6 protein-coding genes, 2 rRNA genes and 1 pseudogene are annotated in these 15602 nt (G+C 68.0%); 7 read left to right on the top strand and 2 right to left on the bottom strand.

Annotated elements, in window-relative coordinates:
• Positions 1–342 precede the first annotated feature (342 nt).
• Positions 343–4371: an ABC transporter ATP-binding protein gene (locus ABEB13_RS15650; RefSeq protein ID WP_417466432.1), complete on the top strand. Its 4029-nt coding sequence runs from the start codon at positions 343–345 to the stop codon at positions 4369–4371.
• Between the two features lie 81 nt (positions 4372–4452).
• Here ABEB13_RS15650 and ABEB13_RS40575 read toward each other — a convergent pair whose 3' ends face one another.
• Both ABEB13_RS40575 and ABEB13_RS40570 read right to left on the bottom strand, forming a co-directional pair.
• Positions 4453–4965: an ATP-grasp domain-containing protein gene (locus tag ABEB13_RS40575; RefSeq protein ID WP_425559887.1), complete on the bottom strand. Its 513-nt coding sequence runs from the start codon at positions 4963–4965 to the stop codon at positions 4453–4455.
• A gap of 98 nt (positions 4966–5063) precedes the next feature.
• Positions 5064–5333, bottom strand: coding sequence for a hypothetical protein (locus ABEB13_RS40570; RefSeq protein ID WP_425559886.1), 270 nt, complete (start codon positions 5331–5333; stop codon positions 5064–5066).
• A 171-nt stretch (positions 5334–5504) separates the two neighbouring features.
• Here ABEB13_RS40570 and ABEB13_RS15640 point away from each other — a divergent pair, with 171 nt between their 5' ends.
• The 6 genes and pseudogenes from ABEB13_RS15640 (at position 5505) to ABEB13_RS15615 (ending at position 15532) form a co-directional block, all read left to right on the top strand.
• Positions 5505–6122, top strand: coding sequence for an NUDIX domain-containing protein (locus ABEB13_RS15640; protein ID WP_345706010.1), 618 nt, complete (start codon positions 5505–5507; stop codon positions 6120–6122).
• Positions 6123–6979: 857 nt separating this feature from the next.
• Positions 6980–8007, top strand: a pseudogene (gene trpS, locus ABEB13_RS15635) (tryptophan--tRNA ligase).
• Positions 8008–8249: 242 nt separating this feature from the next.
• Positions 8250–9227, top strand: a complete 978-nt coding sequence (locus ABEB13_RS15630) for a S66 peptidase family protein (protein WP_345709682.1) — start codon at positions 8250–8252, stop codon at positions 9225–9227.
• A 41-nt stretch (positions 9228–9268) separates the two neighbouring features.
• Positions 9269–10099, top strand: coding sequence for a nucleoside/nucleotide kinase family protein (locus ABEB13_RS15625; protein WP_345706009.1), 831 nt, complete (start codon positions 9269–9271; stop codon positions 10097–10099).
• Positions 10100–10626: 527 nt separating this feature from the next.
• A 16S ribosomal RNA gene (locus tag ABEB13_RS15620) occupies positions 10627–12148 on the top strand.
• Between the two features lie 279 nt (positions 12149–12427).
• Positions 12428–15532, top strand: a 23S ribosomal RNA gene (locus ABEB13_RS15615).
• Together the 16S and 23S rRNA genes form the textbook arrangement of a ribosomal RNA operon.
• Positions 15533–15602 lie beyond the last annotated feature (70 nt).

The raw sequence follows: 15602 nt of genomic DNA, 5'->3' as shown, positions 1-15602 counted from the left end.
GAGTCGGCGGAGACGGCACGTCCGGAATTCGAGCACTGCAGGGCCGGATCGGGAAGGTTCGCCGACTGCCTGTCGTTGAGTCTCCCGGGTGTCCGTCGAACGGCGATGGACGGCAGCAGCACCGAATGGTTAGTATCCCTAAATATGCCTGAGACTCATGGTTCTACTGCGGAGATGTCCGGAGGCGCCGACGCTCAGCGCACCGAGCCCGCTGCTCGCCGCGCCGATCGCACTGGTCGCGCCGAGGACGGATCCGGGCACGCCGGGGACGGACCCGAGCACACCGGGCACGGATCCGAGGGCAGGCCCGGCCGTTTCCGTCGACAGGGCCGCCGGCAGAGGATCTCCGCCGTGGACGACCCCGAGGCCGGATGGCTGCGGCGGCTCGGCGGATACTCCTGGCGCTACCGCCGCAACCTGATGCTCGCCTTCGGCGCCTCCCTGGTCGGCATGGCCGTCACGGCGGTGGTCCCGTTGATCACCAGGCTGATCATCGACGACGTGATCACGGCACACACCCGGCCGCTCGGCCCGTGGGCCGCCGCGCTGCTGCTCGCCGCCGTCGTGGTCTTCCTCTGCACCCAGGTACGCCGCTACTACGGCGGGCAGCTCGCCCTCGACGTCCAGCACGACATGCGGGCCGACCTGTTCCGGTCACTGACCAGGCTCGACGGCCACCGGCAGGACCGGCTCGACACCGGCCAGGTCGTCGGCCGCGCCACCTCGGACCTCCAGCTCATCAACGGCCTGCTGTCGATGCTGCCCATGATGACCGGGTACTTCCTGATGTTCTGCATGTCCGTCCTGGTCATGCTCTGGCTGTCGCTGCCCCTCACCCTGATCGCACTGGTGATGGCACCGGCCCTGTGGTGGTGCGCCTCCCTGAGTCGCAAGCGGCTCTTCCCCGCGACCTGGGCCGCGCAGCAGGAGGCCGCCGCCGTGGCCGGCGTCGTCGACGCCGCGGTCGGCGGCGTCCGGGTGGTCAAGGGCTTCGGCCAGGAGTCGCAGGAACGGGCCAAGCTGGAAGGCGTCTCGCAGCGGCTGTTCGCCACCCGGCTCCGCTCGATCCGCATGAACAGCCGCTACACCCCCGCCATGCAGGCGATCCCCGCCCTCGGGCAGGTCGCCGTGCTGGCCCTGGGCGGCTGGCTCGCCGTCCGCGGCGAGGTCACGCTCGGCACCTTCGTGGCCTTCTCGACCTACGTGGCCCAGATGACCGGCCCGGTCCGGATGCTCGCCATGCTGATCACCGTGGGCCAGCAGGCCCGGGCCGGCGTGGAGCGCGTCCTGCAGCTCATCGACGAGCGCCCGCACGTCCAGGAGAGCCCGGACGCCGTGCCGCTCGATCCCGCGCAGGCCCCGCCCGGCACCCCCGCGCTCGAACTCGACCGGGTCGACTTCCACTACGAGGGCCACGAGGACGCCGTGCCCGTCCTCAGCGGACTCAGCCTGGCCCTCGCCCCGGGCGAGACCCTGGCCCTGGTCGGCGCCTCCGGTTCCGGCAAGTCCACGGTCGCCCAGCTCCTGCCCCGCTTCTACGACCCGATGGCGGGCTCCGTCCGCCTGTACGGGCGCGACCTGCGAGACCTCACCCTCGACTCGCTGCGCTCCGCGGTCGGCATCGTCCCCGAGGACAGCTTCCTGTTCTCCGAGAGCGTCCGTACCAACATCGCGTACGGGCACCCGGAGGCCACCGACCGGCAGATCGAGGCCGCGGCCCGCGTCGCCCAGGCGGACGGCTTCATCCGGGACCTCCCGGACGGCTACGAGACCAGGGTCGGCGAGCAGGGCCTGACCCTCTCCGGCGGCCAGCGCCAGCGGATCGCGCTCGCCCGGGCGATCCTCACCGACCCGGCCGTGCTGCTCCTGGACGACGCCACCTCCGCGGTCGACCCCCAGGTGGAGGCCGAGATCCACGACGCCCTCCGCTCGGTGATGAGCGGCCGTACCACCCTGCTCATCGCCCACCGGCGCTCCAGCCTCCAGCTCGCCGACCGGATCGCGGTCCTCGACCACGGCCGGCTCGTCGACATCGGTACCCACGATGAACTCGACGAACGATGTCCGCTGTACCGGTCGCTGATCACCGACCCGGACGCGGGCGCCCCCGGCTCCCTGGACACCTCCGGTGCGACCGACCTCCGCGGTGCCGCCGACCCTGGCACGGCTGGCACGGCTGGCACGGCTGGCACGGCTGACACGTCAGACACGGCAGGCATCGCGGATCCGTCCGGGACCGCCGACGCGGCAGGCATCGCGGGCGCGTCCGCTCCGGCGGGTCGGCCGGTCGTGGCGCCGGCAGCCGCCACCGCCGCCGTGGCGACGGCCGCAGCGGTCGCCACCGCCCTGGCCCCCTCCACCGTCCCGCTTCCCTCCACCACCCCGGCGGCTGCCCCTTCCTCGGCACCCGTTGCCGCCGGTCCCGTCACCACCCCCGCAGGAGCAGCAGCCGCCGGGGCAGCAGCGGGAGCAGCAGCCGCGTCCGACGCCGCCAAGCAGGCCGCCGACGCCAAGCAGGCCGCCGACGCCGAGCTGCGCGCCAAGGTGGCAGCCCTGCCGCCGGCCACCGACACCCCCGACGTCCCCGTCCTCGAAGCCGAGGCGGGCGACCCGAACTTCAGCCTCCGCAGGCTGCTCGCACCGTTCCGCAACCCGCTCGCCCTCGCCCTGCTCCTGGTCGCGCTGGACACCGCCGCCGGGCTGACCCTGCCCGTACTGATCCGGCACGGCATCGACGACGGCGTCAGCAAGGCCGCGATGGCCGGTGTCGCGGTGGCTTCGCTCGCCGCGCTCACCGTGGTGCTGCTGGACTGGCTGGTGCAGAGCGCCGAGACCAGGGTCAGCGGCCGGACGGGCGAGCGCGTCCTCTACACCCTGCGCCTCAAGATCTTCGCGCACCTCAACCGGCTCGGCCTGGACTACTACGAGCGCGAGCTCACCGGCCGGATCATGACCCGGATGACCACCGACGTCGACTCGATCTCCAGCTTCCTGCAGACCGGCGTCGTCACCGCCGTGGTCAGCCTGCTGACCTTCTTCGGCATCTTCGCGGTGCTGCTGGTGATCGACGCGGGCCTCGCCCTGGTCGTGTGTGCGGTCCTGCCGCTGCTGGTCATCGCGACCCTGGTGTTCCGCCGGAAGTCGACCGCGCAGTACCAGATCTCCCGCGACCTGATTTCCACGGTCAACGCCGACCTCCAGGAGAACGTCGCCGGCATGCGGATCGTCCAGGCCTTCCGCCGCCAGGACGTCAACACCGCCCGCTTCGTCGCCCGCGGCCGGGAGTACCGGGACGCGCGGGTCCGGGCCCAGTTCTACATCTCGCTCTACTTCCCCTTCGTGCAGTTCCTCTCCAGCGTCGCGGCCGCCCTGGTGCTGATCGTCGGCGCCTCCCGGGTGGACGCCGGCACGCTGACCATCGGCGGCCTGGTCGCCTACCTGCTCTACATCGACCTGTTCTTCGCGCCGGTCAACCAGCTCTCCCAGGTCTTCGACGGCTACCAGCAGGCCAGTGTCGGCCTCGGCCGGATCCGTGAGCTGCTGCGCACCCCGACCAGCACCCCGGAGGACCCGGAGCCGCTCCCCGTCCACCGGCTGAAGGGCGACATCAGCTTCGAGAACGTCAGCTTCGCCTACGGCGGTGGCGGCGAGGGCCACCCGGACGTGCTGTCCGGCATCGACCTGCACGTCCCGGCCGGGCAGACCGTCGCCCTGGTCGGCGAGACCGGGGCCGGCAAGTCCACCCTGGTCAAGCTCGTCGCCCGGTTCTACGACCCGACCGGCGGCACGCTGCGGATCGACGGCACCGACATCACCCGGCTGGATCTGGCCGCCTTCCGGCACCGGCTCGGCGTGGTCCCCCAGGAGGCTTACCTCTTCGCGGGCACGGTGCACGAGGCCATCGCGTACGGCCGGCCCTCGGCCTCCCGCGCCGAGGTCGAGGCGGCGGCCCGTGCGGTCGGCGCCCACGACATGATCATGAGCCTGTCGGACGGCTACGAGCACGAGGTCGCCCCGCGCGGGCGGAACCTGTCCGCCGGACAGCGCCAGCTGATGGCGCTCGCCCGCGCCGAGCTCGTCGACCCGGACATCCTGCTCCTGGACGAGGCGACCGCCGCCCTCGACCTCGCCAGCGAGGCCGCGGTCACCGAGGCTGCGGACCGGCTGAGCGGCAACCGCACCACACTCGTCATCGCGCACCGCCTCAGCACGGCGGAGCGCGCCGACCGGATCGTCGTCCTGGACCACGGCCGGATCGTCGAGGACGGCACCCACGAGGGGCTGCTGGCCAGCGGCGGCGCGTACGCGCGGCTCTGGCAGGCCTTCGTCGCCGACGGACACCCGGCGGCAGTGGCGCCGATCGCCGGTTGACCCGAGCGGCCAGGCCCCGAGCGGGCCGGGCCCCGAGGGCCGGGCCGACGCCGCCCCGTCTGCTCTCCCTGTCCGGCGCTGCTACGCGCCGATCAGGGCCGAGAGCAGCGGGGCGGCGTCGGTGCCGGTCGGCAGGTCGCTCACCTGGCCGTCGCCGACCTCCACCACCCGCCAGCCGCTCCCGTCCGCCCGCAGCGCCAGGTCGGTGGTGACGAACCGGCAGCCGAGGGCCCGGACCAGCGGGCGGACGGCCGACAGGTCGGGGTCGGGTGCCGGGCCCGGCGCGTCCGGATGCGGGCCGACCAGGACGGGCTCCCCGTCCAGCCACCACACCCGGGCCTCCTCCGCCCGGCCGGCGGCATCGCGCACGAACTCCTCGTACCGCCGCAGGACGATCCCGCCGGTCAGGAAGTCGCCCTGCAGTTCGACGAAGCGGCTCACCACCCGGGCCAGCCCGCCGGCGTCCGCAAGGTCCGGGACGAAGCAGGCCTCGTGCCACTCGTGCTTGCGGGACTTCACGTAGTCCTTGACGATCGCGGGGCCGTGACCGCCCAAGGCCGCCGCTGCGGAGACGAGTTCGGTGTGCGCAGGCATGCCGCCGCCCGGCAGCCAGTGGCTCTGTGGCGTCGCTCCCTCGAAGCTTCCGTACCAGCCCGGCAGTTCATGCGCGTCCGCGTAGGCGGCAGGCGCGGTCAGCAGCGCGCAGCCGCGCCCTCCAGCGCCTCGGCCAGCTCCTGGTAGGCCGGGACGCCGACCATCCACCCCCGGTACCAGAGCGGCCCGAGCCCGGCCGGTACCCGCCGCACCGCCTCCGCGGCCTCGCCGGCGACCAGCGCATCGTGGTCGAGCAGCACGCACATCCCACCCAACTCCCTTACCTGCCGGGCTTCGAGGACGAAGTGCGGGTCGGGCCGGCGGGGACCGAGCGGATCGGCGGGCAGCAGGACGGCCGGGGTGGTCATGGCGGACAGCGTACGGGCGGGCGTCCGCCGGGAGGCCGGGATTTCCGACCACGCGCTGCCGACCCCGAGCCCGGGAGCCCGGAAGCCGGTGGCCGGGTGCCGGGTGCCGGGTGCCGGGTCGCGGGGCCGCAGGGCGGTGGCGGAAACCGCGTCGACACGGGCGGCCGGGCCGTGCGACGGTGGTCGGATGTCGATGGTGCGACGATTTCTGGGCGGACGACGGCCGGACGCAGCCGGGCGGACGACCGGCGGGCCGGACGGCCGGATGCGACGGGCAGCGGCCAGAACGGCTGTGCTGGCCGCGGACGGCTCCGTGTTCCTGCTCCGCTCCGACAACATCGAGGTCGGTGTCCACTGGACGATGCCGGGTGGCGGCCTCGACCCGGGGGAGTCACCGACCGAGGGGCGCTGCGCGAACTCCGCGAGGAGACCGGCTGGGCGGATCTCGTACCCGGGCGTCTGCTCTGCACCTGGGAGCACGACTTCACCTGGCACGGCACGCCCGTCCGTCAGCACGAGCACATCTACGTCACGGACGGACCGCACCGCGGCCCGGTCGGTGACGTCAGCGAGGTCCACCGGACCGATCGGATCCTCGGCTGGCGCTGGTGGACCCCGGCCGATCTCGCCGACCCCGACGCCGACGCCCTCTGGCCACCGCAGCTGCCGGCCCTGCTCGCCGCCGCCCGCGCCGCGGGCCGGCCCGACGGCTCGCCTTCTCCCGCCCCGGTCGAGCTCGGCCATGTCCCGCAAGGGACACCCAACAGCAGACCTGACGCCGCGATCTGACATCCGGACGCCCGCGCTGTCAGGGCGACGGTGGGCCCCGGCGCACCAGTCCCGCAGTCCGAGATCGCGGTCGTGCAGCGCTTCGGGGTTGATCAGCACGGTGAGCCGCGCGTTCGGCAGCTCGGCCATCCCGAGCCCCGTCGACGCGAGCAGGTGCTCGGTCGGTACCGCCACGGCTATCGCCTCCCGCCAGGCCGGCAGGACCACCAGACTCGTCCCCGCCCCGAGCCGTACCAGTAGCGCCGAGACCCGCCGGGTGCACTGTCCGCCGCCGAGGTCGGCCGCCGCCGGCGACCCCGTGATCAGGACACCCAGCGGAACCCGGTCGGCCTCGTCCGAGAGCTGCACCCCCGCCTCGGGGTCCGCCACCGGGTCCTCCCGTAGGCCCGCCTGGCGCGGGTGCAGCCGGCGGAGCCTGCGCGACGGTGTCGGCCGCCGGGACCGACGGAGCAGCCGCTCGCGGTCGCGCGCCACCGGGTCACCCCGGGCGGTCCGTCGGCGGGGCCCGGATCGCCCGGCGGGCGATCCGGCGCTGGCTGGTCGAGCGCGGTCATGGCGGCGTGCCTTTCGGTCTGCGGCACGAACGATCCTGCCGCAGACGATCCTTGGGGGCCAGGGCAGTCCGGGATGTGAGGCCGGGCCGCCCGCCCCGAAAGCCCCGTGCCACGCGTTCGGCCAGGGGTATGCTCGATTCCGTGAAGCGTCAGCTGTGCCTGAGCTGGTGGCCGTCCTAGGACGGCCACCCCTCACCCATGACCCCAGGGCCGTCCGTACGGGCGGCCCTGCTGCGTTCCCGCAGCGTCTCCTCGCGGAGGGCGGCCCCGTACGAACGGCGCCGCCACCCGCAGGAGACCGTGATGACCCTGACCACCAGCCTCGAATCCGTCCGCCGCAACCCGGGACAGCACCGCGTCCTCACCGGCGACCGCCCGACCGGGCCCCTCCACCTGGGCCACTACTTCGGCACCCTGCAGAACCGCGTCCACCTCCAGGACCTGGGTGTGGAACTCCTGCTGGTGGTCGCCGACTACCAGGTCCTGACCGACCGCGACGTCGCGGCGAGCCCCGTCGAGCACGCCGAGAACCTCGTCCTCGACTACCTGGCGGCCGGGATCGAACCCGCACGGGCCACCGTCTTCACCCACAGCGCGGTACCCGCACTCAACCAGCTGATGCTGCCGTTCCTCAGCCTGGTCAGCGTGGCCGAGCTCGACCGGAACCCGACCGTCAAGGACGAGATCGCCCACGCCGGACGAGCCACCGTCAGCGGACTGATGTTCACCTACCCCGTCCACCAGGCCGCCGACATCCTCTTCTGCAAGGCCGACCTCGTCCCCGTCGGCCAGGACCAGGTGCCCCACCTGGAGACCGCCCGGCTCATCGCCCGGCGATTCAACGAGCGGTACGGACCGGTCTTCCCCGAACCGGCTGCCCTGCTCTCCGCGAGCCCGCTGCTGCGCGGCACCGACGGCGGCAAGATGAGCAAGAGCCGGGGCAATGCGATCCCGCTCGGCGCGGACGAGGACCACACCGCGCGGCTGGTCCGCGCCGCCACGACGGATGCGGACCGCCGCATCACCTACGACCCACAGCACCGTCCGGGCGTCGCGGGCCTCCTCCAGCTCGCCGCGCTCTGTCAGGACCGGACTCCCGAATCGGTCGCGGACCAGATCGGCGACGGCGGAGCGTCCGCGCTCAAGCGGCTGGTCACCGACGCGGTCAACGAGTACTTCCGGCCGATCCGGGCCCGCCGGAGGAGCTCGCCGCCGACCGCGCCCACCTGCGACAGATCCTCAGGGACGGGAACGCACGCGCCAACGCGACCGCCGAGGCCACCCTCGGCGAGGTCCGGAGAGCCATGGGCACGGTGCCGGCAGCCGCCTGAAGACCCGCCGGACGACGTGGCGCCGCGTGAGGTGGGTGGAGCGGAGGCCGCCGAGGGCTCACACGTCATGCCTTCCCGCACCGGCCCTCTCCCGGGTGCTTCCGTGCACCATTTCCGCTGTCGGGGTGGATCGTTTCGCCCCGGCAGTGGGGATACCGTGAGCAGACGAACAGCACACGCCGGGGGAGACCGCACCGATGGACCAGCCGCCCCTGAGGGACGACGCGCCCGACACCGTTCCGATGCTGCCCGGGCCCGCAGGCCCCCGTTCCGCGCCGCCGGCCGTGCACCGCCGTCCCCGCAGCCTGGCTGCCGGCGACCGGGTGGCGGTGGTCGCGCCGAGCGGGCCGGTCGAACCGGACCGGCTCGCGGCCGGCACCGCCCTGCTGCGGTCCTGGGGCCTGGAGGTGCTGCTCGGCACCCACGTGACGGACCGGCATCCCGGCCACGGCTACCTCGCCGGCACCGACGAGGACCGCGCCGCCGACTTCCGGCAGGCGTGGCTGGATCCGACGGTGGCCGCGGTCATCTGCGCGCGCGGCGGCTACGGCGTGCAGCGCATGGTCGACCGCATCGACTGGGACCTCCTGCGCACGGCGCCGCCCAAGGTCCTCGTCGGTTTCAGTGACGTGACCGTCCTCCACGAATCCGTCCATCGCCACCTGGGCCTCCCCACGCTGTACGGACCCATGGCCTCCTCTGTCGCCTGGCTGGAGGACGCCGCCACCGCCGACCACCTGCGCCGGACCCTCTTCGCACCGGCCACCACCCGCGTGCTGACCTCGCCCACGGCCTCGCCCCTCGTCCCCGGCCGGGCCACGGGCATCACAGCGGGCGGCTGCGCCACCCTGCTGGCCACCGACCGGGGCACCCCCAGCGGCCGTCCCTCCTTCGCCGGCACCATCCTGCTGCTGGAGGACGTCAACGAACAGCCCTACCAACTCGACCGCACGATCACCCAGCTCCTGCGCAGCGGCGCGTTCGACGGTGTGGCGGGCGTGGCCCTCGGTTCCTGGGAGGGCTGCGGCCCCCTCGACCGCGTGCGCGGCGTCATGCTCGACCGCCTCGGCCCGCTCGGGGTACCGGTGCTCTGGGAACTCGGGTTCGGCCACGGCCCGGCCAGCCTCACCGTCCCCCTGGGCGTGCCCGCCGTCCTCGACGCCGACGCAGGCACCCTCACCCTCGACGCGCCGGCGCTCGACGACCGTCCCCGGGTGTAGCCCCGGCGCTCGACAGCGGGGACGCTGAGTAAGGTGCCGCCATGCATGCCGACGCAGCCCGCGAACCCCTCGCCGCAGCTGACTCCGAAGCCACTGCCCGCCCCCTCCCTCCTCATCCCTGTCCCTCCCTTCCACCCGTCCCCGTTCCGCCCGCCGATGGCGCCGAGAATCCGTCGACGGAGTCCGGGACGGCGCTCTCCGCGCACGAGGCCGCGGAACGGGCCAGGGGCCTGCTGTACGGGCCGGGCAGCGCCACTGGGCGAACCCTGCTCGGACTCGCCGGCCCGCCTGCAGCAGGGAAATCCACCCTCGCCCGACACATCGTGGCCGAGATCGTGCGGCTGGAGGGCCCCGGGGCCGCCGCCTACCTGCCTCTCGACGGCTTCCACCTCGCCAACGCCCAGCTCGACCGCCTCGGTCTGCGGGCCCGCAAGGGTGCGCCGGCGACCTTCGACGCAGCCGGATATCTGGCCCTGCTGCGGCGAGTCGGTGAGGAGCGCTTCCACGAGATCTACGTCCCGGATTTCGACCGTGCGCTCGACGAGCCGGTCGCCGCCCGTCACGTCGTCCACCCCCACACCCGCCTCGTGGTGACCGAGGGGAACTACCTCTGCGCGGCGGACACCCCCTGGTCGGCCGTACGGAGCCTGCTGCGCGAGCTCTGGTACGTGGAGGCCGACGACGACGTCCGGCACAGCCGCCTCCTTGCCCGCCACACGGCCGGAGGAGGCAGCGCAGCTGCGGCAGCCCGGCGCATCGCCGAGAACGACGGCCCGAACGGGGAGTTCGTGAAGGGGAGCCGGTCGCGCTGCGACCTCCGCGTCCGTGCGACGGATTTGCCTGCGCCGGCCGCAGGGCGTAGTGTTCTCTAGTCGCTCGGCTGGGAGCACCGGACACGCATCTGCGCGGACGGTCCCGGGGCGGCCAATCCCTTGAAACACCACTTCCTGGTTTCGTGGCTGGGTCGCTTTTTGTCGCGTCCCTGTGCGAATTCGGCGTGGGCGTTTATATGGATTGTGGTCGGATTCGCCTTTCGGGGCGGGGATCGGCTAAGGTTTGAAACGTCGGAAGGGGCCGCGAGGCGCCGGAAGGCAAGTGGTTCGAAAGCAAGTCGGGAAAGAGCACGAGCTCGGATCTGATAAGCTGAGAACACGAAAGAGCGAAACGCCCGGAGGGTCCGCTGGAAGGCGGTCCGAAGGAAGTGTCCGTTCCTTGAGAACTCAACAGCGTGCCAAAAGTCAACGCCAGATATGTTGACATCCCCGGCCGGTCGGTTTCGATCGGTTGGAGATTCCTTTTGAAGTAACAAACACAGCGAGGACGCAGTGCGCGGGGTTCACCTCATTCCGGTGACCGCCGTGCCGCTCAACGCGGGTGTGAACCCGATTACGGGTAATCATTCACGGAGAGTTTGATCCTGGCTCAGGACGAACGCTGGCGGCGTGCTTAACACATGCAAGTCGAACGGTGAAGCCCTTCGGGGTGGATCAGTGGCGAACGGGTGAGTAACACGTGGGAAATCTGCCCTGCACTCTGGGACAAGCCTTGGAAACGAGGTCTAATACCGGATATGACCTGCTCCTGCATGGGGGTGGGTGGAAAGCTCCGGCGGTGCAGGATGATCCCGCGGCCTATCAGCTTGTTGGTGGGGTAATGGCCTACCAAGGCGACGACGGGTAGCCGGCCTGAGAGGGCGACCGGCCACACTGGGACTGAGACACGGCCCAGACTCCTACGGGAGGCAGCAGTGGGGAATATTGCACAATGGGCGAAAGCCTGATGCAGCGACGCCGCGTGAGGGATGACGGCCTTCGGGTTGTAAACCTCTTTCAGCAGGGAAGAAGCGCAAGTGACGGTACCTGCAGAAGAAGCACCGGCTAACTACGTGCCAGCAGCCGCGGTAATACGTAGGGTGCGAGCGTTGTCCGGAATTATTGGGCGTAAAGAGCTCGTAGGCGGCCTGTCGCGTCGGATGTGAAAGCCCGGGGCTTAACCCCGGGTCTGCATTCGATACGGGCAGGCTAGAGTGTGGTAGGGGAGATCGGAATTCCTGGTGTAGCGGTGAAATGCGCAGATATCAGGAGGAACACCGGTGGCGAAGGCGGATCTCTGGGCCATTACTGACGCTGAGGAGCGAAAGCGTGGGGAGCGAACAGGATTAGATACCCTGGTAGTCCACGCCGTAAACGTTGGGAACTAGGTGTTGGCGACATTCCACGTCGTCGGTGCCGCAGCTAACGCATTAAGTTCCCCGCCTGGGGAGTACGGCCGCAAGGCTAAAACTCAAAGGAATTGACGGGGGCCCGCACAAGCAGCGGAGCATGTGGCTTAATTCGACGCAACGCGAAGAACCTTACCAAGGCTTGACATACACCGGAAACGGCCAGAGATGGTCGCCCCCTTGTGGTCGGTGTACAGGTGGTGCATGGTTGTCGTCAGCTCGTGTCGTGAGATGTTGGGTTAAGTCCCGCAACGAGCGCAACCCTTGTTCTGTGTTGCCAGCATGCCTTTCGGGGTGATGGGGACTCACAGGAGACTGCCGGGGTCAACTCGGAGGAAGGTGGGGACGACGTCAAATCATCATGCCCCTTATGTCTTGGGCTGCACACGTGCTACAATGGCCGGTACAAAGGGCTGCGATGCCGCGAGGCGGAGCGAATCCCAAAAAGCCGGTCTCAGTTCGGATTGGGGTCTGCAACTCGACCCCATGAAGTTGGAGTTGCTAGTAATCGCAGATCAGCATGCTGCGGTGAATACGTTCCCGGGCCTTGTACACACCGCCCGTCACGTCACGAAAGTCGGTAACACCCGAAGCCGGTGGCCTAACCCTTGGGAGGGAGCCGTCGAAGGTGGGACCAGCGATTGGGACGAAGTCGTAACAAGGTAGCCGTACCGGAAGGTGCGGCTGGATCACCTCCTTTCTAAGGAGCACATGGCCGGTTGCGAGCGAATGTCTCGCACGGTTGCTCATGGGTGGAACGTTGACTATTCGGCACGGTCGGTGACGGCTGCCAGTACTGCTCCTTCGGGGGCGTGGAACGCAGGTTTGAGTCGGTCGGGTCGGGCACGCTGTTGGGTCCTGAGGGAACGATTTTTTCGTTCGCCTCTGGGATGCCGGCCTCACTTGACGCACTGTTTCGGTGTGGAGGGTGGGTGTCTGGTCGTTGTTTGAGAACTGCACAGTGGACGCGAGCATCTGTGGCCAAGTTTTTAAGGGCGCACGGTGGATGCCTTGGCACCAGGAACCGATGAAGGACGTGGGAGGCCGCGATAGGCCCCGGGGAGCTGTCAACCGAGCTTTGATCCGGGGGTGTCCGAATGGGGAAACCCGGCAGTCGTCATGGGCTGTCACCCATACCTGAACACATAGGGTATGTGGAGGGAACGCGGGGAAGTGAAACATCTCAGTACCCGCAGGAAGAGAAAACAACCGTGATTCCGGGAGTAGTGGCGAGCGAAACCGGATGAGGCTAAACCTGATACGTGTGAGACCCGGCAGGGGTTGCGTATGAGGGGTCGTGGGAAAGTTCTTCAGTCGTCTGCCGGCGGCTGGGTGAGTCAGAAACCGTTGGTGTAGTCGAAGGACATGCGAAAGGTCCGGCGTAGAGGGTAAGACCCCCGTAGACGAAACATCAGCGGCTCACTTGAGCTTCTCCCAAGTAGCACGGAGCCCGAGAAATTCCGTGTGAATCTGGCGGGACCACCCGCTAAGCCTAAATATTCCCTGGTGACCGATAGCGGATAGTACCGTGAGGGAATGGTGAAAAGTACCGCGGGAGCGGAGTGAAATAGTACCTGAAACCGTGTGCCTACAAGCCGTGGGGGCAGTCTTCGGACTGTGACTGCGTGCCTTTTGAAGAATGAGCCTGCGAGTTTGCGGTGTGTAGCGAGGTTAACCCGTGTGGGGTAGCCGTAGCGAAAGCGAGTCCGAATAGGGCGTTACAGTTGCATGCCCAAGACCCGAAGCGGAGTGATCTAGCCATGGGCAGGTTGAAGCGCGGGTAAGACCGTGTGGAGGACCGAACCCACCAGGGTTGAAAACCTGGGGGATGACCTGTGGTTAGGGGTGAAAGGCCAATCAAACTCCGTGATAGCTGGTTCTCCCCGAAATGCATTTAGGTGCAGCGTCGTGTGTTTCTTGCCGGAGGTAGAGCACTGGATAGGCGATGGGCCTCACCGGGTTACTGACCTTAGCCAAACTCCGAATGCCGGTAAGTGAGAGCACGGCAGTGAGACTGTGGGGGATAAGCTCCATGGTCGAGAGGGAAACAGCCCAGAACACCGACTAAGGTCCCTAAGCGTGTGCTAAGTGGAAAAGGATGTGGAGTCGCAGAGACAACCAGGAGGTTGGCTTAGAAGCAGCCACCCTTGAAAGAGTGCGTAATAGCTCACTGGTCAAGTGATTCCGCGCCGACAATGTAGCGGGGCTCAAGTACACCACCGAAGTCGTGTCATTCACAGAATACGCCCAACGGCGCTGTGGATGGGTAGGGGAGCGTCGTGTGCCGGGTGAAGCAGCGGAGGAATCCAGTTGTGGACGGTTCACGAGTGAGAATGCAGGCATGAGTAGCGATACAAGAGTGGGAAACTCTTGCGCCGATTGACCAAGGGTTCCTGGGTCAAGCTGATCTGCCCAGGGTAAGTCGGGACCTAAGGCGAGGCCGACAGGCGTAGTCGATGGACAACGGGTTGATATTCCCGTACCCGCTTTGAAGCGCCAACGTCGAACCTCTTGATGCTAAGCCCGTGAAGCCGGCCTGGAGTCTTCGGACGAAGGGACGTGGTGGAGCCGGTGACCCAACAGGGTAGTAGGTGAGCGATGGGGTGACGCAGGAAGGTAGTCCAGCCCGGGCGGTGGTAGTCCCGGGGTAAGGGTGTAGGCCGAGTGATAGGCAAATCCGTCACTCATTGAGGCTGAGACCTGATGCCGAGCCGATTGTGGTGAAGTGGATGATCCTATGCTGTCGAGAAAAGCCTCTAGCGAGTTTCATGGCGGCCCGTACCCCAAACCGACTCAGGTGGTCAGGTAGAGAATACCGAGGCGTTCGGGTGAACTGTGGTTAAGGAACTCGGCAAAATGCCCCCGTAACTTCGGGAGAAGGGGGCCAGTCCTGGTGATGACATTTACTGTCTGAGCTGGGGTTGGCCGCAGAGACCAGCGAGAAGCGACTGTTTACTAAAAACACAGGTCCGTGCGAAGCCGTAAGGCGATGTATACGGACTGACGCCTGCCCGGTGCTGGAACGTTAAGGGGACCGGTTAGTCTAGTTTCGACTAGGCGAAGCTGAGAACTTAAGCGCCAGTAAACGGCGGTGGTAACTATAACCATCCTAAGGTAGCGAAATTCCTTGTCGGGTAAGTTCCGACCTGCACGAATGGCGTAACGACTTCTCGACTGTCTCAACCACAGGCCCGGTGAAATTGCATTACGAGTAAAGATGCTCGTTTCGCGCAGCAGGACGGAAAGACCCCGGGACCTTTACTATAGCTTGATATTGGTGTTCGGTTCGGCTTGTGTAGGATAGGTGGGAGGCTTTGAAGCCGTGACGCCAGTCATGGTGGAGCCATCGTTGAAATACCACTCTGGTCGTGCTGGATGTCTAACCTGGGTCCGTGATCCGGATCAGGGACAGTGTCTGGTGGGTAGTTTAACTGGGGCGGTTGCCTCCTAAAGAGTAACGGAGGCGCCCAAAGGTTCCCTCAGCCTGGTTGGCAATCAGGTGTTGAGTGTAAGTGCACAAGGGAGCTTGACTGTGAGACTGACGGGTCGAGCAGGTACGAAAGTAGGGACTAGTGATCCGGCGGTGGCTTGTGGAAGCGCCGTCGCTCAACGGATAAAAGGTACCCCGGGGATAACAGGCTGATCTTCCCCAAGAGTCCATATCGACGGGATGGTTTGGCACCTCGATGTCGGCTCGTCGCATCCTGGGGCTGGAGTAGGTCCCAAGGGTTGGGCTGTTCGCCCATTAAAGCGGTACGCGAGCTGGGTTTAGAACGTCGTGAGACAGTTCGGTCCCTATCCGCTGTGCGCGTAGGAGTGTTGAGAAGGGCTGTCCCTAGTACGAGAGGACCGGGACGGACGAACCTCTGGTGTGCCAGTTGTCCTGCCAAGGGCATGGCTGGTTGGCTACGTTCGGGAGGGATAACCGCTGAAAGCATCTAAGCGGGAAGCCTGCTTCGAGATGAGCACTCCCACCTCCTTGAGAGGGTAAGGCTCCCAGTAGACGACTGGGTTGATAGGCCGGATATGGAAGCCCAGTAATGGGTGGAGTTGACCGGTACTAATAGGCCGAGGGCTTGTCCTCAGTTGCTCGCGTCCACTGTGTTGTTCTGAAACAACGACCCCGACCCCGGTTCTTTTCGGGTGTGTCGGTG

Origin of the sequence: Kitasatospora paranensis (assembly GCF_039544005.1) — a bacterium.
Taxonomy (GTDB): domain Bacteria; phylum Actinomycetota; class Actinomycetes; order Streptomycetales; family Streptomycetaceae; genus Kitasatospora; species Kitasatospora paranensis.
Note: the sequence above shows the minus strand (reverse complement) of the source record. Positions and strands in the feature narration are given on the sequence as shown.